This window comes from Halomonas pelophila, from assembly GCF_040196315.1.
GTDB lineage: Bacteria > Pseudomonadota > Gammaproteobacteria > Pseudomonadales > Halomonadaceae > Halomonas > Halomonas pelophila.
In genome coordinates this window covers 137,173-158,609 of record NZ_JBEGCI010000009.1, presented here as the reverse complement: position 1 = coordinate 158,609, position 21,437 = coordinate 137,173, and the positions used below count along the sequence as shown (strand labels likewise).

The following is a 21,437-nucleotide window of genomic DNA, read 5'->3' as shown; positions in this document are numbered from 1 at the left end:
ATTATTCCCTCTTATCGAGGGGCATCGGGGGCAGGCCGAAGAGGAGGTCTTTTGCCAGGGATGGCAAAAGTAGCGCCCAGTATGGGTTCACAGCGCCTCCTCGCAGGTCTGCCGCCGGATGCATGTCGCGCGTGCCCCGACGGCGAGCTTCCGTTTTGCCGTCGCCCCTTCACTGCCAAGCAACGAGTCCGTCATGACCGCACCCTTCGTTCATCTCCGCGTGCACAGCGAATTTTCCCTGGTCGACGGCCTGGTACGTCTCAAGCCGCTGATCAAGGCCGCCGTGGCCCAGGGCCTGCCGGCCGTGACGCTGACCGACGAGGCGAATCTCTTCGGCCTGGTAAAGTTCTACACGGGCGCCCAGGGCGCCGGGCTCAAGCCGATCATCGGCAGCGACCTGTGGCTGGCCAATCCCCACGATGAGGCGCACCCCTATCGCCTGACCCTGCTGGCCATGGACAACACCGGCTATCGCAACCTCACCGAGCTGATCTCTCGGGGCTGGATGCACGGCCAGCGCCAGGGCCAGGCGCTGCTCGACAAGGCCTGGGTGCTGGAGCAGAGCGCGGGGTTGATCGCGCTCTCCGGCGGCCGGGAAGGGGAGGTGGGGCGCCATCTGCTGAGCGACCACCCCGACGAGGCGCGCGAGCTGCTCGAGGAGTGGAACGCCGCCTTCCCGGGGCGCTTCTACCTGGAGTTGACCCGCACCGGTCGCTCCCTGGAAGAGGAGTGCGTGCACCTCTCGGTGGAGCTCGCCATCGAGACCGGCACCCCGGTGGTGGCCACCAACGACGTGCGCTTCCTCGAGCGCGAGGACTTCTGGGCCCACGAGACCCGGGTCTCCATCGGCGAGGGCAAGGCGCTGGACGACAAGCGTCGCGAGCGGCGCTACACCGAGGAGCAGTACCTCAAGAGCCCCGAGGAGATGGCCGAGCTGTTCGTCGACATCCCCGAGGCGATCGAGAACAGCGTGATGATTGCCGCGCGCTGCAACGTCGACGTGCGCCTGGGCGAGATCTTCCTGCCCGAGTTCGAGATCCCCGAGGGGATGACCCAGGACGAGTTCTTCCGCAAGGTCTCCCACGACGGCCTCACCGAGCGCCTGGACTTCCTCTTCCCGGCCGAGCGTTACCCGCGGGACGGCCAGGAGTACGCCGAGATCGATGCCCGCTACCGCGAGCGCCTAGACTTCGAGCTCAACATCATCATTCAGATGGGCTTTCCCGGCTACTTCCTGATCGTGATGGACTTCATCCAGTGGGCCAAGGACAACGACGTCCCGGTGGGCCCGGGGCGCGGCTCCGGTGCCGGCTCGCTGGTGGCCTACGCGCAGAAGATCACCGACCTCGACCCCATCGGCTATGACCTGCTGTTCGAGCGCTTCTTGAATCCCGAGCGGGTCTCGATGCCCGACTTCGACGTCGACTTCTGCATGGAGAAGCGCGACCGGGTCATCGACTACGTGGCCGACCGCTACGGCCGCGACGCCGTCTCGCAGATCGTCACCTTCGGCACCATGGCCGCCAAGGCGGTGGTGCGCGACGTGGCCCGCGCTCAGGGCAAGCCCTACTCGCTGGGCGACAAGCTCTCCAAGCTGATCCCCTTCGAGGTCGGCATGACACTGGCCAAGGCCATTGAGGCGGAGCCGGCGCTCAAGGAGTACCTCGAGGCCGACGAGGAGGCCGCCGAGATCTGGGAGATGGCGAAGAAGCTCGAGGGCATCACCCGGGGCACCGGCAAGCACGCTGGCGGCGTGGTGATCGCGCCGACCAAGCTCACCGACTTCTCACCGCTGCTCTGCGACGAAGAGGGCAACGGCCTGGTGGTGCAGTTCGACAAGAACGACATCGAGGACGCGGGCCTGGTCAAGTTCGACTTCCTGGGCCTGCGCACCCTGACCATCATCGACTGGGCGCTGGAGATGGTCGACAAGGTGCGCGCCGTCGAGGGGCAGGGCGCACTGAACATCGACACCATCCCGCTGGACGACGCCCCGACCTTCGAGATGCTCAAGAAGGCCGAGACCACGGCGGTCTTCCAGCTCGAATCCCGCGGCATGAAGGAACTGATCAAGCGCCTGCTGCCCGATTCGCTGGAGGACATGATCGCCCTGGTGGCGCTGTTCCGCCCCGGCCCGCTGCAGTCGGGCATGGTTGACGACTTCATCAACCGCAAGCACGGCCGGGCGGAGATCTCCTATCCTCACCCGGACTACCAGCATGAGCTCCTGAAGCCGGTGCTCGGGCCCACCTACGGCATCATCCTCTACCAGGAGCAGGTGATGCAGATCGCCCAGGTGATGGCCGGCTACAGCCTGGGCCAGGCCGACATGCTGCGCCGCGCCATGGGCAAGAAGAAGCCCGAGGAGATGGCCAAGCAGCGCGCCGGCTTCATGGAGGGTTGCGCGAACAACGGCATCGACAAGGATCTTGCCGGCAACATCTTCGACCTGGTGGAGAAGTTCGCCGGCTACGGCTTCAACAAGTCGCACTCGGCGGCCTATGCGCTGGTCTCCTACCAGACCGCCTGGCTCAAGGCGCACTACCCCGGGCCCTTCATGGCCGCGGTGATGTCCACCGAGATGGACAATCTCGACAAGGTGGTACCGCTGATCGAGGAGTGTCGCCACCTGGGGCTCACGGTGACCCCGCCCGACGTCAACGTCGGCGGCTACAAGTTCACCGTCGATGAGCAGGCGCGGGTGGTCTACGGCCTGGGGGCGATCCGCGGCGTCGGCGAGGGCCCGATCGGTGCCATTGTCGAGGCCCGCGAGGCGGGCGGCCCCTTCGCGGACCTCTTCGACTTCTGCCGTCGGGTCGATCCGAAACGCATGAACAAGCGCACCCTGGAGGCGCTGATCCGCTCCGGGGCGCTCGATACCCTGGGGCCGAGCCGCGCGGTGCTCACCGCGGCGCTGGAGGATGCCCTCAAGGCCGCGGCCCAGAACCAGACCAATCAGAACCTCGGCATGATGGATATGTTCGGCGAGGCCTTCGCCGCGCCGGACGAGGAGCAACAGGACGCCTACGGCGACTATCGCCAGGCCCGGGAGTGGAGCGACAAGGAACGCCTGGCCGGCGAGAAGGACACCCTGGGGCTCTACCTCACCGGCCATCCCATCGACGAGTATGAGCAGGAGCTCGCGCGCTTCGTCTCCACCCGCATCAGCGACCTCAAGCCGTCGCGTGAGCCCCAGCGGGTGGCCGGCCTGGTGGTCGGCGTGCGCACCATGAAGTCCAAGCGCGGCGATACCATGGCCTTCATCACCCTGGACGATCGCACCGGGCGCATCGAGGCGTCGCTGTTCGGCGAGCTCTTCGATCAGCTGCGCGGCCGGCTCGAGGCCGATCAGGTGATGATCGTCGAGGGCGAGGTCTCCAGTGACGACTACTCCGGCGGACTGCGCCTGCGCGGCAAGGAGGTCACTCCCATGGTCGAGGCGCGCAGCCGCTTCGCCCAGGCGGTGGAGCTCTCCCTGGACGGCGAGCGCCTCAACGGTCGCCTGGTCGACAGCCTGCACGCGAGCCTCGCGCCCTTCTGCGACGAGGCGGGCCTGCCGGTGCGCCTCAAGTACCGCAACGCCGAGGCCTCTGGCTGGCTGGAGCTCGCCGAGCAGTGGCGGGTCACGCCCTCCGACGAGCTGCTCATCGGGCTGCGCGAGGTGCAGGGGCAGAACGGCGTGCGGCTGAAGTACCGCTGAAGTGCTGCCGACGCCCGATGTCGGATTCGAAGCTTTGCCGGCGATAGCCCTTCAGGGAGGCGCTGTGAACCCCTCCCTGGGCGCTACCTCGGCCATCCCTGGTCCTCGGACCTCCCTTTCGAGCTATCCTCGGCGCCTCTCACCCTGGTCCTGTCGCCTTGCGTGGCGCGTTGAGGGTGCGATAATGCCAGCCACTTTCCTTTTTAAGCGCCGGCCGCGTCTGTTGCGGTGGCCGGTGGAACACGACAAGGCAACCGGCCAATGAATCCCAACTATCTCGACTTCGAACAGCCCATCGCCGAGCTCCAGGCCAAGATCGAGGAGCTGCGGCTGGTCGGCAACGACAGCCAGGTCAATCTCAGCGACGAGATCGGTCGTCTCGAGGAGAAGAGCCGCAAGCTCACCGAGTCCATCTTCAAGGACCTCTCTCCCTGGCAGGTCTCCCAGCTCTCGCGGCATCCCCAGCGGCCCTACACCCTGGACTACCTGGAGCATGTCTTCACCGACTTCGACGAGCTCCACGGCGATCGCCACTTCGCCGACGATGCCGCCATCGTCGGCGGGGTCGCGCGGCTGGACGACAAGCCGGTGATGGTCATCGGCCATCAGAAGGGCCGCGACGTGAAGGAGAAGGTGCGCCGCAACTTCGGCATGCCGCGCCCCGAGGGCTATCGCAAGGCGTGCCGGCTGATGGAGATGGCCGAGCGCTTCAAGATGCCGGTGCTGACCTTCATCGACACCCCCGGCGCCTATCCCGGCATCGACGCCGAGGAGCGCGGCCAGTCCGAGGCCATCGCCTACAACCTGGCGGTGATGTCGCGGCTCAAGACGCCGATTCTCGCCACCGTGGTGGGTGAGGGCGGCTCCGGTGGGGCGCTCGCCATCGGGGTCTGCGATGAGCTCGCCATGCTGCAGTACTCCACCTACTCGGTGATCTCCCCCGAGGGCTGCGCCTCCATCCTGTGGAAGAGCGCCGAGAAGGCCCCCGACGCGGCCCAGGCCATGGGCATCACTGCCGAGCGGCTCAAGGAGCTGGGCCTGGTCGATACCCTGATCGCGGAGCCGCTGGGCGGCGCCCATCGTCATCCGGTGACCACTGCCGAGCGCGTCAAGGCCTCACTGCTGGCGAGCCTCGATCGCCTCGAGTCGATGGACACGGAGAGCCTGCTCGAGCGCCGCTACCAGCGCCTGATGAGCTACGGCGCGCCGGTGTAAGCCCGCGATGCGCGAGGAAGGCGCGCTGCAGTCCTCGATCGACGACGCCCTGGCGGAGACCCCGCCGGGGCGTTGCGTCTGGGTCGCCCTGTCGGGAGGCCTGGACTCTTCCCTGCTACTGACCCTGGCAGCCCAGGCCTGTCGTCGCCATCCCCGCCCGCTGCGTGCGCTGCACATCCATCACGGCCTGCAGGCCGCCGCCGACGACTTCGAGCGCCACTGCCGCCGGCTCGCCTCGCGGCTCGGCGTACCGCTCTGGGTCGAGCGTGTCGACGTCGATCTCTCCAGCGGGCAGGGCGTGGAGGGCGCCGCCCGGGAGGCGCGCTACGCCGCCTTCGCCCGGCGCCTGGCGCTGGGCGAGACCCTGTGGCTGGCTCAGCACGCGGATGATCAGGCCGAGACCCTGCTGCTCGCCGCCCTGCGCGGCAGTGGGGTGCGCGGCCTGGCCGGCATGCCCTTGGCCCGCGAAGGGCACGGGCATCGCCTGGCGCGTCCGCTGCTCGGCGTGTCGCGGGCCACGCTCGAGGCCGAGGCGAGGCGCCGCGGGCTCGCCTGGGAGGAGGATCCCTCCAACCAGGACGCTACCCTGGATCGCAACTACCTGCGCCATGCCGTGCTGCCGCTGCTCGAGACCCGCTGGCCGGCTGCTGCCCGGGCGCTCGCGCGCAGCGCGGCGCTGGCCGGCGAGGCCGATGGCCTGCTCGACGAACTCGCCGCGCTGGATCTCGAGCGCCTGGGCGGCGAGCCTGGCCGGCTGCCGGTGGCGGGGCTTCATGCGCTCTCCGAGCCGCGCCGTCGGCTGCTGATCCGCCACGCCTGCCAGCGCCGTAGCCTTGCGACCCCGCCTGCCCGGCGCCTCGCGTCGCTGCTCGATCAGCTCGACGCCCGACCGGACGGCGAGGTGCGGGTGGCCTGGCCCGGGGCCGAGGCGCGCGTCTGGCGGAGTCACCTCTACCTGCTGCCCCCTGCCGACCCCCTGCTGCCGGACGATGGGCGGGACGAGTGGTCGGTGGCGTGGGACGGGCAGGCGCCCCTCGCCACGCCCTGGGGCGCGTGGCGCGTGGCTCTGCGTCGGGACGACGGCGCTTCGGTCTGCCTGAGGGTGATGCCGCGACAGGGGGGCGAGCGCCTGCGGCTGGCCGGTCGCGGGCGACGCGACCTCAAGCGGCTGCTGCAGGAGCTCGGCGTGCCGCCCTGGGAGCGCGGGCGGCTGCTGGTGGTCCATCAAGGCGAGAAGGCGGTGGCGGTGCTGGCGCCGTCGACAGGCTGGCGGCTGGTGGCCGAGGGCTGGTCAGCCGCGTGACAGCGTCAGCGAGAAGCCGGCGGCGGCCTGGTAGTCGACCTCCTGCTCCAGGTCGTTGAGCAGCAGGGCCGGGTCCTCCTCGATGGCGAGGGTCAGATGTAGCGCCTCGCCGTCGGCGTCGAGTCGCGGCACCTCGGGGGGCTGTTCGGGACGGGAGTGGTTGATCAGCACGGCCAGGCGCAGCAGGCGGGCCAGCCGCGCGTGGGAGCGCTGCTCGCTCGCGGGCAGCGCCTGCCACTCCTTGACCGGGAACTTGCGCCGGTGGGCGCGCACCAGGAAGGCCAGCAGTCGCTGCTCCGGGCGCGAGAAGCCGGCCAGGTCGGAGTGCTCCAGCAGGTAGGCGCCGTGGCGATGAAACTGGCTGTGGGAGATGGCCAGGCCGATCTCGTGGAGCCGGCTCGCCCAGTCGAGGAAACGGACTTCGTCGTCGTCCAGCGCCCAGGCCTCGCGGACCTGCTCGCAGAGCGCCAGGGCCGTCGTGGCCACGTGCTCCGCCTGGCGTGCGTCCACCCGGTAGTTGCGGGCCAAGCCGTCGAGGGTCTTGAGCCGTGAATCCTCGGGGCTGCGGCGGCCCGCCATGTCGTAGAGCACGCCCTCGCGCAGGGCGCCGTCGGCGTAGCGCATCTGCTCGAGGTCGAAGGCCTCGAAGATGGCGCCGAGGATCGCGATGCCCGCGGGGAAGATCCGCGAGCGGTCGGCCTTGAGCCCGGGCAGGTCGACCCGGTCCAGCTGCTTGCACTTGATCAGCTGCTTGCGCAGGTTCGCCAGCCCCTCGCGAGTGATCACTCCCTCGGGGCCCTGGCCGGCCGCCGCGATCACCGCGGCGGCGGCCTTGATGGTGCCGCTGGAGCCCACGGGGTCTTGCCAACCCAGGCGCTGGTAGGGCCGCCGGATGTTGGCCAGCTCCGAGAGGGCGGCGAGCTCAGCGCGGCGCATGCGCTTGTCGCTGATCTCGCCGCCGTCGAAGAAGCGCCGAGTGAAGGTCACGCAGCCCATCCGCAGGCTCTCCAGGGCCAGCGGCTCGAAGTGCTCGCCGATGATGAACTCCGTGGAGCCGCCGCCGATGTCGACGATCAGTCGGCGGCCATCCTCGGCCACCGCATGGGCCGCGCCCAGATAGATCAGGCGCGCCTCCTCGCGGCCGGCGATGATCTCGATGCGGCTCCCCAGCAGGGCCTCGGCGCGTTCGATCAGCGCCTGGCTGTTGCGCGCATCGCGCAGGGCATTGGTGCCGACGATGCGCAGGTCGCGGCGGGCGATGCCTTCGAGGAAGGGTGCGAAGCGGGCCAGGCAGTCCAGCGCCCGGCGCATGGCGTCCTCGCGCAGCACGCCGTCCTCGTCGAGCCCGGCGGCCAGCTGTACCTTCTCGCCGAGCCGGGCGACCACCTGCAGCCGATCGTCCTGGTAGTTGGCGACCAGCAGGTGGAAGCTGTTGGAGCCGAGGTCGATGGCGGCGAGGCGGCGGGGCTCGGCGGCGGTCGCGGGGTCGCTCGCGGTGGCGGAGAACCGGTCCGTTGGCACTGTCATGGCGAGTCCTGATGGGTGATGGGAAAGGAGGTTGCGGGTGGCATCCGGCGTTGTCAATTGCCCCGCGACGGCCGCGGCGGCAGGGCTTGCGTTTGCTGGCGCCCTTGACTAATATCGAGGCGTTCGCCTGTTCCGAATGCTTCACGACCGTTTCACGGCGTTCCCGTCGCGGTCAGTATCCAAGTCGTCAGACAGCCCACTGCTTCAGCCTGCGATCCCGGCCTCGTGCCCGGCATCGCTGATCAGGTGAAAACGAACCTGCTCCCTCGCTTCCGATATCGGCCCGGCACCTCCTCTCGATGGCGGCTGCCCGCTCAGGCCATTCGATGCTTCACGACGAGAGGTAGCCTGTCCGGGCTCTGAACGCATCCATAGGGCGTCATCGTCTCGCCTCCTGTCTTTCCTCACGGCGCACTGCCGCCCGGCTTCCACGAGCAAATTCTGAACACACCGATGAATCTTACCGAACTCAAGCAAAAGCCAGTTCCGGAGCTTCTGGAGCTTGCCCGCGAGATGGGCATCGACAACCTGGCGCGTTCCCGCAAGCAGGACATCATCTTCGCCATCCTCAAGAAGCATGCCAAGAGCGGTGAGCCGATCTTCGGTGATGGCGTGCTGGAGATCCTGCAGGACGGATTCGGCTTTCTGCGCAGTGCCGACAGCTCCTACCTGGCCGGCCCCGATGACATCTATGTCTCGCCCTCGCAGATCCGGCGCTTCAACCTGCGCAAGGGCGACTCCATTTCCGGCAAGATTCGTCCGCCGAAGGAGGGGGAGCGCTACTTCGCGCTGTTGAAGGTCAGCGAGATCAACTTCGACAAGCCGGAGAACGCCAAGCACAAGATCCTCTTTGAGAACCTCACGCCGCTGTTCCCCCAGGAGCGGCTGCGCATGGAGATCGGTAACGGCTCCACCGAGGATCTCACCGCCCGGATCATCGACCTCACGGCGCCCATCGGCAAGGGTCAGCGCGGCCTGCTGGTTTCCCCGCCCAAGGCGGGCAAGACCCTGATGCTGCAGAACATCGCCACCTCCATCACCCGCAACAATCCCGAGTGCCACCTGATCGTGCTGCTGATCGACGAGCGCCCCGAGGAGGTGACGGAGATGTCGCGCACGGTGCGCGGCGAGGTGGTGGCCTCGACCTTCGACGAACCGCCGGCCCGTCACGTGCAGGTGGCCGAGATGGTCATCGAGAAGGCCAAGCGCCTGGTCGAGCACAAGAAGGACGTGGTGATCCTGCTCGACTCCATCACCCGCCTGGCGCGCGCCTACAACACCGTGGTGCCGAGCTCCGGCAAGGTGCTGACCGGCGGCGTCGACGCCCACGCCCTGGAGAAGCCCAAGCGCTTCTTCGGCGCGGCGCGTAACATCGAGGAGGGCGGCAGCCTGACCATCATCGCCACGGCGCTGGTCGACACCGGCTCCAAGATGGACGAGGTGATCTTCGAGGAGTTCAAGGGTACCGGCAACATGGAAGCCCACCTCGACCGCAAGCTGGCCGAGCGTCGCGTCTACCCGGCGATGAACATTCGCCGCAGCGGCACCCGCCGCGAGGACCTGATCGCCTCCGAGGACGAGATGCAGCGCATGTGGATCCTGCGCAAGCTGCTCAATCCCATGGAGGACACGGCCGCCACCGAGTTCCTGATCGACCGCCTGAAGGATACCAAGACGAACCTGGAGTTCTTCGAGGCCATGAAGCGGCGTTAAAACGAGCCCGCGCGACAACGGCGCAGAAAAGCTGTGCAAGCGTTGTACGAGGAATAGGGGGGCAGCATGCTATGCTGCCCCCCTTGTCATTCTGGAACCGGGACATCCGAATGAAGTATCAGGACCTTCGCGAATTCATCGCGGTGCTCGAGGAGCAGGGCGAACTCACGCGCGTCACCGCCGAGGTGGACCCCTACCTCGAGATCACCGAGATCTGTGATCGCACCCTGCGGGCCGGCGGACCGGCCCTGCTGTTCGAGAACGTCAAGGGTCACGACATGCCGCTGCTCGGCAACCTGTTCGGCACGCCGAAGCGGGTGGCCATGGGCATGGGGCAGGACTCGGTGGCCGCCCTGCGCGAGGTGGGCGAGCTGCTGGCCTTCCTCAAGGAGCCGGAGCCTCCCAAGGGCTTCCGCGATGCCTGGAGCAAGCTGCCGATCTTCAAGCAGGTGATGAGCATGGGGCCCAAGACGGTGCGCCGGGCCCCGGTCCAGGCGCTCGTCTATGAGGGCGACGAGGTCGACCTCGACCGCCTGCCGATCCAGCACTGCTGGCCGGGCGACGCCGCGCCGCTGGTCACCTGGCCGCTGGTGATCACTCGCGGGCCCCACAAGACGCGCCAGAACCTCGGCATCTATCGCCAGCAAAAGCTCGGCAAGAACCGGCTGATCATGCGCTGGCTCTCCCATCGCGGTGGGGCGCTCGATTTCCAGGAGTTCCAGAAGGCGCACCCCGGCGAGCCCTTCCCGGTGGCCGTGGCGCTGGGTGCCGATCCGGCCACCATCCTCGGCGCCGTGACGCCGGTGCCGGATAGCCTCTCCGAGTACGCCTTCGCCGGGCTGCTGCGCGGCTCGCGCACCGAGCTCGTCGAGTGCGGTCACGCCGATCTGCAGGTGCCGGCCTCCGCCGAGATCATCCTCGAGGGCTTTATCTATCCGGACGACACCGCGCCCGAGGGGCCCTATGGCGACCACACCGGCTACTACAACGAGGTCGAGCAGTTCCCGGTGTTCACGGTGACGCGCATGACCATGCGCGAGAACGCCATCTACCACTCCACCTACACCGGCCGGCCGCCCGACGAGCCGGCGATCCTGGGGCTGGCGCTCAACGAGGTGTTCGTGCCGATCCTGCGTCGCCAGTTCCCCGAGATCGTCGACTTCTACCTGCCGCCCGAGGGCTGTTCCTACCGCATGGCGGTGGTGACCATGAAGAAGCAGTACCCGGGTCACGCCAAGCGGGTGATGATGGGGGTGTGGAGCTTCCTGCGCCAGTTCATGTATACCAAGTTCGTGGTGGTGCTCGACGACGACGTCGACGCCCGCGACTGGAAGGACGTGATCTGGGCCATTACCACCCGTATGGACCCCGCCCGGGACACCGTGATGGTGGAGAACACCCCCATCGACTACCTGGACTTCGCCTCCCCCGTGGCCGGGCTGGGCTCCAAGATGGGCCTGGACGCCACCGGCAAGTGGCCCGGTGAGACCGACCGCGAGTGGGGCAGGCCCATCGTCATGGACGAGGCCATCAAGGCCCGCGTCAGCGAGCGCTGGAACGACCTGGGCATCACGCTTCCCCCTGACAACGACACGAGGCATTCATGACGCCAAGGACCCTGACCTGCCTGGTCACCGAGGTCGAGGACCTCACCCCGGACGTCTTCCGCGTCCGGCTCGAGGGCCGCGCCGAGGCCGTGGCCCACGATCCCGGCCAGTACCTGGAGCTCAAACTCGCCGAGGACATCTGGGTGCCGTTCTCCATCGCCAACGCCCACGCCGGCGATGGCACCATCGAGCTGCACATCCAGCACTGGCCGGAGCGCGACAACTCGGCGCGGCTGCGTGAGCTGATGCAGGTCGCTGAACGGCTGACCGTGCGCCTGCCCGGCGGCGACTGCGTGCTGGACCCGGACAGCACACGCCCGCTGCTGCTGGTCGCCGCCGGCACCGGCTTCTCGCAGATGAAGGCGATCGCCGAGGCGGCCCTGCACCAGGATCCCGACCGCGAGATCGACCTCTGGTGGGCGGCCCGCGAGCGCCGCGACCTCTACCTGGAGCGCCTGCCCCGTGAGTGGGCGGAAGGGCATGCCAAGGTGCGCTTCCATGCCGTGACCGAGGTCACGCCGGAGCAGGCCATCGAAGGCGCGCACGTTCACGCCCATCACGGCCGTATCGATCGGGCGCTGGCGACGAGCCTTGAGGACGTCTCCGGCCACGATGTCTACGTCTCCGGCTCCCCGGGCATGGTCTATGCCTGCGTCGACGTGCTGGCCTCATTGGGGCTCTCGCCCTCACGGGTCTTCTCGGACGTCTTCGCCTACGCCCCCCGCGACCCCATCGTGCCCACCGCGGGGAGCCTGGTGAGGGAGGGCGGTTCATGAGCGCCTCGCCGATCCTGATCACCGGCGGGGCCCAGCGCCTTGGGCGCCACTGCGCCGAGCGCCTGCGCGACGACGGCCACCCGGTGATCATCAGCTATCGGCGCGAACGCGAGGAGCTCGAGGCGCTGCGCGCCCGGGGCATCGTCGCCCTGCCGGCGGACTTCTCGAGCGAGGCGGGCATCATGGACTTTCTTAAGCGGCTCAAGGCCGAGACCTCCTCGCTGCGCGCCATCGTCCACAACGCCAGCGACTGGGCGCCGGACAGCCGCGGCGACGACGCCGGCGCCAACTTCGAGCGGCTGTTCCGGGTGCACATGCTGGCGCCCTACCTGATCAACCTGCACGCCCGCGAGCTGCTCGAGGCGTGCAGCGAGCCCCAGCGCGACATCGTGCACCTGACCGACTACGTGGTGCAGAAGGGCTCCCGCAAGCACGCCGCCTACGCCGCCACCAAGGCGGGGCTCGACAACCTGACGCTCTCCTTTGCGGCCATGTTCGCGCCGAGGATCCAGGTCAACGCCATCGCCCCGGCGATGATCATGCTCAACCAGGGCGACGACGAAGAATACGCCGAGAAGGCGCGCGCCAAGTCGGCCATGGAGATGATTCCCGGGCCCGGCGTGATCTATCAGAGCCTGCGCTACCTGCTCGACAACCGCTTCGTGACGGGCATCACCCTGCCAGTCGATGGCGGGCGGCATCTTCGCTAGAATGCCCATGACCCCTGATGACAACCCCGAAGAGGATAACGACATGGCGGGACACGACGAGAACTTCAAGGATGACAGCGGCCTGCTGGCCGTCTTCCTGGGCCTGGCAGTGCTGCTGGGCATGAGCGCGCTGCCGGCCACCATCGGCTGGGTCCAGCTCGCGACCGGCTGATCGTCGCCGCGCGGCGCCCCTTGCCGAGGCCGCCTCGATGCGGCACGATGAAGGCACTATTCAGGAGATGACCATGACATCCGCCCCGCACCCGACCCTTCGCTGCCTCGACGACGCCTCGCGTTGCCGTGCCGCGTGCCCGAGCGTGCGGATCGGCGAGGCGGAGATGCCGGGCTTCCAGGGCTGGTATGGCTACTGGTTTAGCACCGGCGTGCCGGTGGCCATGTCCTGAGCCGCACCAAGGACAGCGCCACGAGGCACGCCCACCGGGTTGCCTCCTCCCAGAACCCCCGGACGGCAACCCCGCCCGGGGGTTCTGCGTTTCACGGCATTTACCCATCACGACGACACGAGGAGAGAGACCATGACCGCATCCATCGCCATTCGCGAGACCCGGGGCTTCGTGGGCTACTACGGCTACTGGCGATTTAGCGAGCTGCGGTCGGCTCACTCCGCCACGCCCGACCGTAGCGAGATCGGTGGCTCCCGACAGACACGATGTACGATCTCTACCCGGAGTTGATGACCATGAATGCCCCCGTTTCGCTGGCCCCCGCCCCGTACCAGGCCGCCCCGACGTCCGCCGCGTCGCTGCCCACCCCAGGCGAGCTGCGCCACACTCTGCCGCTCGCCCCGGCCCTTGCCGAGCAGGTGGCGACCCACCGCCGGGCGATCCGCGCCATCCTCGACGGCCAGGACGACCGCCTGCTGGTGGTGGTCGGGCCCTGCTCCGTCGACGACCCCGAGGCCGCGCTCGACTATGCGCGCCGGCTGGCCAAGCTGGCGCCGGCGGTCGCCGATCGCCTGCTGATCGTGATGCGCGTCTACGTCGAGAAGCCGCGCACCACCGTGGGCTGGAAGGGACTCGCCTACGATCCCGACCTGGACGGCAGCGGCGACATGGCGCGTGGCCTGCACGCCTCGCGCGCGCTGATGCGCGAGATCGCCGCGCTCGGTCTGCCGGTGGCCACCGAGCTGCTGCAGCCGATGCTGGCGCCCTACCTGGACGACCTGCTCGCCTGGGTGGCGATCGGCGCCCGCACCACCGAGTCACAGTTGCACCGTGAGGTGGCCAGCGGCCTGGAGGCCGTGGTCGGCTTCAAGAACGCCACCGGCGGCGAGCTGCAGGTCGCGCTGGACGCCATACAGTCCGCCGCGCATCCCCATCGCCACTTCGCGATGGCCGAGGATGGTCGGCCCATGGTCCGCGAGACCACCGGCAACCCCCATACCCACCTGGTGCTGCGCGGTGGCCACGGTGAGCCCAACTACTCGGCCGCCCATGTCCTGGCGGCGCGGCGCACCCTCCAGGCGGCCGGCCTCGCTCCACGGATCATGGTCGACTGCAGCCACGCCAACGCCCGCAAGGATCACCGCCGTCAGAGCGAGGTGCTGCTCGATGTGCTGGGTCAGCGCGAGGCCGGCGACGCCTCGCTGGTGGGCCTGATGATCGAGAGCCATCTCCACGAGGGCAAGCAGCCCCTCGTGCCTGGGCCCCTGCGCTACGGCGTCTCGGTGACCGACGCCTGCATCGGCTGGGAGACCACCGAGCACCTGCTGATGACCGCGGCCCAGCGCCTGCGCGGGCGAGCATAAGCAGGGCGCCTGTACCCGGGGAGGCGATGTGCGGATAATCGCGGCATCGTCTCTCATCGCACAGGTCCTCCATGACGTTTCGCTTCGAACACTTTGATCCCGCCACCTACCGCCGCCTCTCTCGCCTCACGGGCCTGGCCATGGCCGGCCAGCTGATCGTCTTCGGACTGCTGTTCTCCCAGCTGCTCGTCGCGGCCTTCGGCGGCAGTCTCTGGATCAACGCCCTGGGCGTGCTGCTGGGCCTGGCCGCTACCAGCCTGGTCTTCGCCGTGCTGCGACAGCGCCCCTGGATGGCCGGCATTCGCTACGTCTGGCGCCTCAAGCACCACCTGGCGCGGGTCAGCGCCTACCTGCCGGCCCTGCGCCGCGGCATGGGCGAGGGCGACGAGGCGGCGCTGGCGGTGCTGGCCTTCTACCATCAGGGCATGGCCCAGCTCTCCGAGCTCGAGGGGCGCACCCTCGATGACGATGCCGAGCTGCTCGCCGAGCGCGAGGTGGTCCGTCACGCCCGGTGCGAGCGGGGGCTTTCCGAGCGCGTCGAGGGCTTCGAGCTCGAGGATCTGGGCGCCTTCCGCAAGGGCTAGGGCGCGGCCGGGGTCATCGCCCTGTCACCTTCTCGATCTAGGCTCGACTCGTCGACCCGAAGGCGCCCGCGGCGCTTCGCCCCCCAGACGAGGAGAGCAGCATGAGCAAGGAAATCGAGGATCATCGTGTCTTGAACCCCAGCGGCAATGAGCCCTTCGACGCCGTGCTCGCTCGTCATGTCTCCCGGCGCAGCGTGATGCGCGGCGGCCTGGGGCTGGCGGCCGCCTCGATGCTGGGCTTCGGCGGCGCCGCCCAGGCGCTGGCGTCGGGCGGCGCGAAGAAGACGCCGCTGAGCCTCGCCTTCGAGTCCGTGCGCGGCTCGCGCACCGATGCCGTGGTGGTGCCCGCCGGCTATACCGCCCAGGTGCTGGTGCCCTGGGGCACGCCGTTGCATGACCAGGCGTCGGCGTGGCACGAGGGGCTCTCCATGACCCCGGAGCGTCAGGCGCAGAGCGTCGGCATGCACCACGACGGCATGCACGGCTTCGCGCTCGAGCCGTCGAGCGCCTCGCGTCGCTTCGTGCTGGCGCTCAACAACGAGTACATCGATCAGCAGGCGCTCTGGGCGCCCCAGGATGGGCCCACCAACGCCGAGGAGGGCGCTCGTCCCGCCGACGAGTCGCGCACCGAGATCAATGCTCACGGCGTGACCCTGGTCGAGGTGGCGCGCTCCGCCGGCGGCCAGTGGAGCCATGTGGTCGACTCGCCCTACAACCGCCGCTTCACCAGCGCGACCGAAATGCAGCTGTCTGGCCCCGTCGCCGGCAGCGACTATGTACGCACGCCTTTCTCGCCGGAGGGCGAGCTTTCCCGTGGCACCAACAACAACTGCGGTAACGGCTTCACCCCCTGGGGCACCTACCTGGCCTGCGAGGAGAACTGGCCCAACGTCTTCGTCAACACGGGAGCACGCTTCCGCGACGATGCCCGCATCGGCATACCCACCGAGCGCGGCCGCTATGGATGGGAGACCTCCGCTGGCGATGCCTCCGAACGCGATGGGGAATTTGCGCGTTTCGACATTACCCCGCGGGGCGCGAGTGCGCTCGATGACTACCGCAACGAGGCGCGCACCTTCGGCTACCAGGTGGAGATCGATCCCTATACCGGCGAGCGCGCCGTGAAGCGCACCGCCATGGGGCGCTTTCGTCATGAGGGCTGCTGGCTGGGCAAGCTCGTGCCGGGCAAGCCGGTGGTCTTCTACTCCGGCCACGACGCCCACAACGAGTACGTCTACAAGTTCGTCTCCGACGCCGCCTGGGACCCGGCCGATGCCAATCGCCCCGGCGAGGCCTACGATCGCCTGGCCATCGGCAAGAAGTATCTGGACGACGGTGTCCTCTACGCCGCCCGCTTCGAGGCCGATGGCCGCGGTGAGTGGCTGCCTCTCACGCCGCAGGCCCGCACGCGTGACGGCCGCCCCCTGCACGAGGCGCTGGGGCTTAACGCCGATGACCTGGCCGGCATCATCGTCAACACCTGCGACGCCGCCGACCTGATGGGCGCCACGCCCATGGACCGCCCGGAGTGGGCCAGCGTAGACCCGGCCTCCGGTAAGGTCTACATCACGCTGACCAACAACAGCCAGCGCACCGGCGAAGGCAGCACGGCGTCCTACACCAACGATGGCGGCTCGCTCGACGAGCCGGGCGTGGGCTTCGCCACTGCGCCGGTGAACGCCGCCAACCCGCGTGCCGAGAACGGCGCCGGGCACATCATCCGCTGGCAGGAGCGCGACGACGTGACGGCCTTCGACTGGGAGGTGTTCGTCTTCGGCGCGGCGGCCGACGATGCCGACAACCCCTCCGGCCTGACCGAGGCCAACCAGTTCGCGAGCCCCGACGGCTTGTGGTTCGATGACCGCGGCGAGGGCGAGGGCATCCTGTGGATCCAGACCGACAACGGCTATGAGGGCGTCGCCGAACACACCAACGATCAGCTGCTGGCGGTGGTGCCCGGTGCCCTGGGGTCGGGTGAGGGTGCGCCTTCGGTGGTGAACGCGGACAACCAGCAGGGGCTTAAGCGCTTCGCCGTGGGGCCCAACGGCAGTGAGGTGACCGGCATCTTCGCCACCCCGGATCGCACGGCGCTGTTCATCAATATCCAGCACCCGGGCAACTGGCCGGCATCCCAGGACGCGACTGAGTCGGCGTCGGGCAGCGTGCGTCCGCGGGCGGCCACCGTGGTGATCCAGAAGCGCGATGGCGGGCAGATCGGCGTCTGATCGACGCTCTCCCTCACGCAAGAAGGCCCCTGCCGATGGCAGGGGCCTTTTCGTTCAGGGCCTGTTCGTTTTGGTTTGAAAGACCGGGAGTCAGGCCCGGGCGGCGTAGGCGAAGAGCAGGGTCTCCTGGGCGCTGATCGGCGCGGCGCCGCCGGCCTGCTGCTTGACGTAGAGGCCGTCGCTGCCGAGCAGCCAGCTCTGGCAATTGTCCACCAGGTAGGTCTCGAGGTCCTTGCGGACCCGGGCGGCCAGCTTCTTGTCCAGCAGCGGAAAGCAAGTCTCCACCCGGTGGAACATGTTGCGCGCCATGAAGTCGGCGCTGGAGCCCCAGGTCTCGGACTTGCCGTCGTTGTGGAAGTGGAAGACGCGCGTGTGCTCCAGGAAACGACCGATCACCGAGCGCACCCGGATGGTCTCGGAGATGCCCGGCAGCCCGGGGCGCAGGCAGCACATGCCGCGGATGATCAGGTCGCACTCCACCCCCGCCCGGGACGCCCGGTAGAGCGCCTGGATCAGCTTGGGCTCGGTGAGCGAGTTGCACTTGATGATCAGGTGGGCGCGCTTTCCCTTGCGGGCGTGCTCGGTCTCGCGGTCGATCTTCGCCACCATCTGCTCATGCAGGGTGAAGGGGGCGTGCAGCAGCTTTTCGATATGCCGGGCCCGGCCCATGCCGGTGAGCTGCTGGAAGACCTTGTGCACGTCGGCACACAGCACCGGGTCGGCGGTGAGCAGGCTGTAGTCGGTGTAGAGCCGGGCGGTCTTCGAGTGGTAGTTGCCGGTGCCCAGGTGGGCGTAGTGGCGCAGCTTGCCCCGCTCGCGGCGCACGATGTGCATCATCTTGGCATGGGTCTTGTAGGCCATCACGCCGTAGATGACGATGGCGCCGGCCTCCTGCAGGCGCGAGGCGAGCGCCAGGTTGTCGGCCTCGTCGAAGCGCGCCCGCAGTTCGATCACCACCGTGACCTCCTTGCCGTTGCCGGCGGCCTCCACCAGGGCGTTGACGATGGGCGAGTCGGCGCCGGTGCGGTAGAGGGTCTGCTTGATGGCCAGCACGTCCGGATCCCGGGCCGCCTCGCCGAGCATCTTCTCCACCGGGGTAAAGGACTGGAAGGGGTGGTGCAGCAGGATGTCGCCCTCGGCGATCACCCCCAGCAGGCTGTCGGCCTTGAGCAGCGACTTGGGCAGGCCCGGCGTGAAGGGACGGTAGAGCAGCTCGGGGCGCTCCACGGCATCGAGCACCGACATCATGCGCGTCAGGTTCACCGGGCCGTCGACCCGATAGAGGTCGGCCTCCTCGAGCTGGAACTGGCGGAGCAGGAAGTCGGCGAGCTCGTCGGGGCAATTGTCGGCCACCTCCAGCCGCACCCCACTGCCGTAGCGCCGCGACAGCAGTTCGCCGCGCAGCGCCGAGGCGAGGTCCGAGACCTCCTCGGGATCCACGGACAGATCGGCGTTGCGGGTCAGGCGGAACTGGTAGCAGCCGAGCACCGTCATGCCCGGGAAGACCTCCTCGGCGTGAGCATGCATCATCGACGATAGGAAGACGTACTCACAGAAGCCCTCCTCGCAGAGCTCCTCGGGCAGGGCGATCACCCGCGGCAGTGAGCGCGGCGCCGGCAGGATGGCCAGGCCCCCCTCACGGCCGAAGGCGTCCTTGCCCTCGAGCTGGACGATGAAGTTGAGGCTCTTGTTGACCAGCCGCGGGAAGGGGTGGGAAGGGTCCAGGCCGATGGGGCTGACCACCGGGATAATCTCGGCGGCGAAATACTCCTGCACCCAGGCGCGCTGGGCCTCGGTCCAGTCGCCGCGGCGGCGAAAGCGCAGCCGCTGGGCCTCCAGGGCGGGGATCAGGACCTCGTTGAGGATGTGGTACTGGCGCGCCACCTGCTCGTGGGCGATCCGCGCGATCTCGGCCAGCACCGAGCGGGGCGAACGGCCGTCGGCGCCGGTGGATTCATCGCCGAGCAGCACCTGGTGCTTCAGCCCGGCCACGCGGATCTCGAAGAACTCGTCCATGTTCGACGAGAAGATCAGCAGGAACATCAGCCGGTTGAGCAGCGGGTGGGCCTCGTCGAGGGCCTGCTCCAGCACCCGGACGTTGAACTGCAGGTGCGAGAGCTCCCGGTTGAAGTAGAGACCGGGATCGGTGAGGTCGGCCTCGGGATCCGGCAGCGCCTTGGGCTTGATGCCGGTGCGAGTCTGGTTCAGGCGCGGGGCGGGCGGCTCGGGCACGTCACCGCCCTGCATGGCATGGCCCGCGTCGTGGCGGGGGATGGGGTCGCGCGTCTCGTCCATGGGAGCTCCCTGTCAGCGTGCGGAAGGGGCGCGACCCTCCCGTCGGCTAGCGGGCGAGCAGCCGCGCTGCCCGCTTGGCGAAGTAGGTGAGCACGCCGTCGGCGCCGGCGCGCTTGAAGCAGAGCAGCGACTCGAGGATGACTGCGTCCGCCTCCAGCCAGCCATTCTCGAAGGCGGCCATGTGCATGGCGTACTCGCCGCTCACCTGGTAGGCGAAGGTGGGCACCTTCAGTTCGTCCTTCACCCGGCGCACCACGTCCAGGTAGGGCATGCCGGGCTTGATCATCACCATGTCGGCGCCCTCGGCCAGGTCCAGGGCCACCTCGTGCAGCGCCTCGTCGCCGTTGCCCGGATCCATCTGGTAGGTGGTCTTGTCCGCCTTGCCCAGGTTGCCGGCGGAGCCCACGGCGTCGCGGAAGGGGCCGTAGTAGCGCGAGGCATACTTGGCGCTATAGGCCATGATCCGGGTGTTGACCAGCGCTTCCTGCTCCAGCACCCGACGGATCGAGCCGATGCGCCCGTCCATCATGTCCGAGGGGGCCACCACGTCGGCGCCGGCCTCGGCGTGGGAGAGGGCCTGCTTGATCAGGGTCGCCACGGTGCGGTCGTTGTGCACGTAGCCGGCCTCGTCGAGGATCCCGTCCTGGCCGTGGCTGGTGTAGGGATCCAGCGCCACGTCGGTGATGACGCCGAGTTCGGGCAGCGCCGCCTTGAGGGCCCGCACGCTGCGCTGCACCAGGCCCGCGGCGTTGTAGGACTCCTCGGCCAGCTCGCTCTTGAGCTCGGTGCCGACCACCGGGAACAGCGCGATGGCCGGAATGCCGAGCTCATAGGCCTCGCGGGCCTCCTCGATCAGCAGGTCGATCGAGAGGCGCTCCACCCCGGGCATCGAGTGCACCGCCTCGCGCTGGCCCTCGCCCTCCAGCACGAAGACCGGCCAGATCAGGTCGGCGGCGGTCAGGGTGTGCTCGCGCATCAGGCGGCGCGAGAAGTCGTCGCGGCGCATGCGGCGCGGGCGGGAGGTCGGGAACTGGCGTGGGGTCATGAAACTCAAGGCGTCTCTCCGGCAGTGGGGATCGAGGCCGCCACGGTACGATGGTGGCGGCGGAAGATGACGAAACGATGACATAGGGTCGGCTGCCTCCGAGTATATCAGTGTCGACAGGCGTCGAAAGTCGCGCCTTGTCGCACCCCCGCCGACTCTCTAAAGTGGACACCTTGTGATTTCAGGGCCTGGCTTCGACAGGCGCCTACTTTCAAGGAGAAAGGCATGAGCAAACAGGTGGCGGTGATCCTCTCGGGATGTGGGGTGCAGGACGGGGCCGAGATCTACGAGACCACCCTGACCCTGCTGCGCCTCGATCAGCGGGGCCTGGGCTATCGCTGCTTCGCCCCGGACATCGAGCAGCACCATGTCATCGATCATCGTCACGGCGCGCCGGTCGAGGGCGAGACCCGCAACGTGCTGACCGAGTCGGCGCGCCTGGCGCGCGGCGAGATCTCCCCCCTGGACGAGCTCGAGGCCGACGAGTTCGACGCGGTGATCCTTCCCGGCGGCTTCGGCGTCGCCAAGAACCTCTCGGACTTCGCCGTGGCGGGCGACGGCCTGCAGGTGATCGAGGCGCTGACCGAGGCGCTGGCTGGCTTCCACCAGGCGCGCAAGCCGATCGGCCTGATGTGCATAAGCCCGGTGCTGGTGCCGCGCCTGCTCGGTCCGGGCATCGCCGTGACCGTGGGCAGCGACCCCGGCGTCGCCGGCGCGATCAGCGCCATGGGTGGCCTGCACCGCAGCTGCGGGGTGGAGGACATCGTGCTGGACTTCGAGAACCGGGTGGTGACCACCCCGGCCTACATGCTGGCGACCCGCATCAGCGAGGCCGCGACCGGCATCTTCAAGCTGGTTGATCGCATCGACGAGCTGATGGACCTGTAAGCGCCAAGCATGGAACCAAGGGCACCCAGCTAAAAGCGCCACGCTAAACATCGACCCCGAGGCCATGGCCTCGGGGTCGAT

Annotated in this window: 16 protein-coding genes; 13 read left to right on the top strand and 3 right to left on the bottom strand. The window is 68.5% G+C overall.

Annotated features, from left to right (window positions below; translation table 11 throughout):
- Positions 1-193 precede the first annotated feature (193 nt).
- From dnaE to tilS, 3 genes are all read left to right on the top strand, one after another.
- Positions 194-3,700 (top strand): DNA polymerase III subunit alpha, encoded by a 3,507-nt coding sequence (gene dnaE, locus ABE957_RS11750; RefSeq protein WP_349758881.1) that lies wholly within the window; start codon positions 194-196, stop codon positions 3,698-3,700.
- A 261-nt stretch (positions 3,701-3,961) separates the two neighbouring features.
- Positions 3,962-4,915, top strand: a complete 954-nt coding sequence (accA, locus tag ABE957_RS11745; protein ID WP_349758880.1) for an acetyl-CoA carboxylase carboxyl transferase subunit alpha — start codon at positions 3,962-3,964, stop codon at positions 4,913-4,915.
- Positions 4,916-4,922: 7 nt separating this feature from the next.
- Entirely contained in the window at positions 4,923-6,218 is a 1,296-nt protein-coding gene (tilS, locus tag ABE957_RS11740; protein WP_349758879.1) for a tRNA lysidine(34) synthetase TilS, read from the top strand.
- On the opposite strand, the gene ppx is transcribed toward tilS, so the two are convergent.
- Positions 6,207-7,745, bottom strand: coding sequence for an exopolyphosphatase (gene ppx, locus ABE957_RS11735; RefSeq protein ID WP_349758878.1), 1,539 nt, complete (start codon positions 7,743-7,745; stop codon positions 6,207-6,209). The two genes, tilS and ppx, sit on opposite strands and share 12 nt — an antisense overlap.
- Before the next feature lie 453 nt (positions 7,746-8,198).
- Between ppx and rho the strand changes: the two genes are divergently transcribed.
- The 9 genes from rho to ABE957_RS11690 all read left to right on the top strand — a co-directional run bounded on the left by rho (position 8,199) and on the right by ABE957_RS11690 (position 17,128).
- Positions 8,199-9,458: a transcription termination factor Rho gene (gene rho / locus ABE957_RS11730; RefSeq protein WP_089850291.1), complete on the top strand. Its 1,260-nt coding sequence runs from the start codon at positions 8,199-8,201 to the stop codon at positions 9,456-9,458.
- A 110-nt stretch (positions 9,459-9,568) separates the two neighbouring features.
- On the top strand, positions 9,569-11,065 hold the full coding sequence (gene ubiD / locus ABE957_RS11725; protein ID WP_349758877.1) for a 4-hydroxy-3-polyprenylbenzoate decarboxylase: 1,497 nt from the start codon (positions 9,569-9,571) through the stop codon (positions 11,063-11,065).
- Positions 11,062-11,841 (top strand): NAD(P)H-flavin reductase, encoded by a 780-nt coding sequence (locus ABE957_RS11720; protein ID WP_349758876.1) that lies wholly within the window; start codon positions 11,062-11,064, stop codon positions 11,839-11,841. The genes ubiD and ABE957_RS11720 overlap by 4 nt, the downstream gene beginning before the upstream one ends.
- Positions 11,838-12,551, top strand: a complete 714-nt coding sequence (gene folM / locus ABE957_RS11715; RefSeq protein ID WP_349758875.1) for a dihydromonapterin reductase — start codon at positions 11,838-11,840, stop codon at positions 12,549-12,551. Before ABE957_RS11720 ends, folM begins: the two co-directional genes overlap by 4 nt.
- Before the next feature lie 7 nt (positions 12,552-12,558).
- The gene (locus tag ABE957_RS11710; RefSeq protein WP_349758874.1) at positions 12,559-12,723 is read left to right on the top strand and encodes a hypothetical protein; all 165 of its coding nucleotides are present in this window, start codon (positions 12,559-12,561) and stop codon (positions 12,721-12,723) included.
- A 73-nt stretch (positions 12,724-12,796) separates the two neighbouring features.
- The gene (locus tag ABE957_RS11705; RefSeq protein ID WP_349758873.1) at positions 12,797-12,955 is read left to right on the top strand and encodes a hypothetical protein; all 159 of its coding nucleotides are present in this window, start codon (positions 12,797-12,799) and stop codon (positions 12,953-12,955) included.
- Positions 12,956-13,251: 296 nt separating this feature from the next.
- Complete coding sequence (locus tag ABE957_RS11700) at positions 13,252-14,319, top strand: 3-deoxy-7-phosphoheptulonate synthase (RefSeq protein ID WP_349758872.1); 1,068 nt, start codon at positions 13,252-13,254, stop codon at positions 14,317-14,319.
- A gap of 71 nt (positions 14,320-14,390) precedes the next feature.
- On the top strand, positions 14,391-14,903 hold the full coding sequence (locus ABE957_RS11695; protein ID WP_349758871.1) for a DUF3087 family protein: 513 nt from the start codon (positions 14,391-14,393) through the stop codon (positions 14,901-14,903).
- 101 nt (positions 14,904-15,004) lie between these two features.
- Positions 15,005-17,128 (top strand): PhoX family protein, encoded by a 2,124-nt coding sequence (locus tag ABE957_RS11690; protein ID WP_349758870.1) that lies wholly within the window; start codon positions 15,005-15,007, stop codon positions 17,126-17,128.
- A 90-nt stretch (positions 17,129-17,218) separates the two neighbouring features.
- On the opposite strand, the gene ppk1 is transcribed toward ABE957_RS11690, so the two are convergent.
- Positions 17,219-19,423: a polyphosphate kinase 1 gene (gene ppk1 / locus ABE957_RS11685; RefSeq protein ID WP_432765414.1), complete on the bottom strand. Its 2,205-nt coding sequence runs from the start codon at positions 19,421-19,423 to the stop codon at positions 17,219-17,221.
- Between the two features lie 46 nt (positions 19,424-19,469).
- Positions 19,470-20,468, bottom strand: coding sequence for a porphobilinogen synthase (hemB, locus tag ABE957_RS11680; protein WP_432765416.1), 999 nt, complete (start codon positions 20,466-20,468; stop codon positions 19,470-19,472).
- 225 nt (positions 20,469-20,693) lie between these two features.
- Between hemB and elbB the strand changes: the two genes are divergently transcribed.
- Positions 20,694-21,356, top strand: coding sequence for an isoprenoid biosynthesis glyoxalase ElbB (gene elbB, locus ABE957_RS11675; protein WP_349758868.1), 663 nt, complete (start codon positions 20,694-20,696; stop codon positions 21,354-21,356).
- Positions 21,357-21,437: the final 81 nt, after the last annotated feature.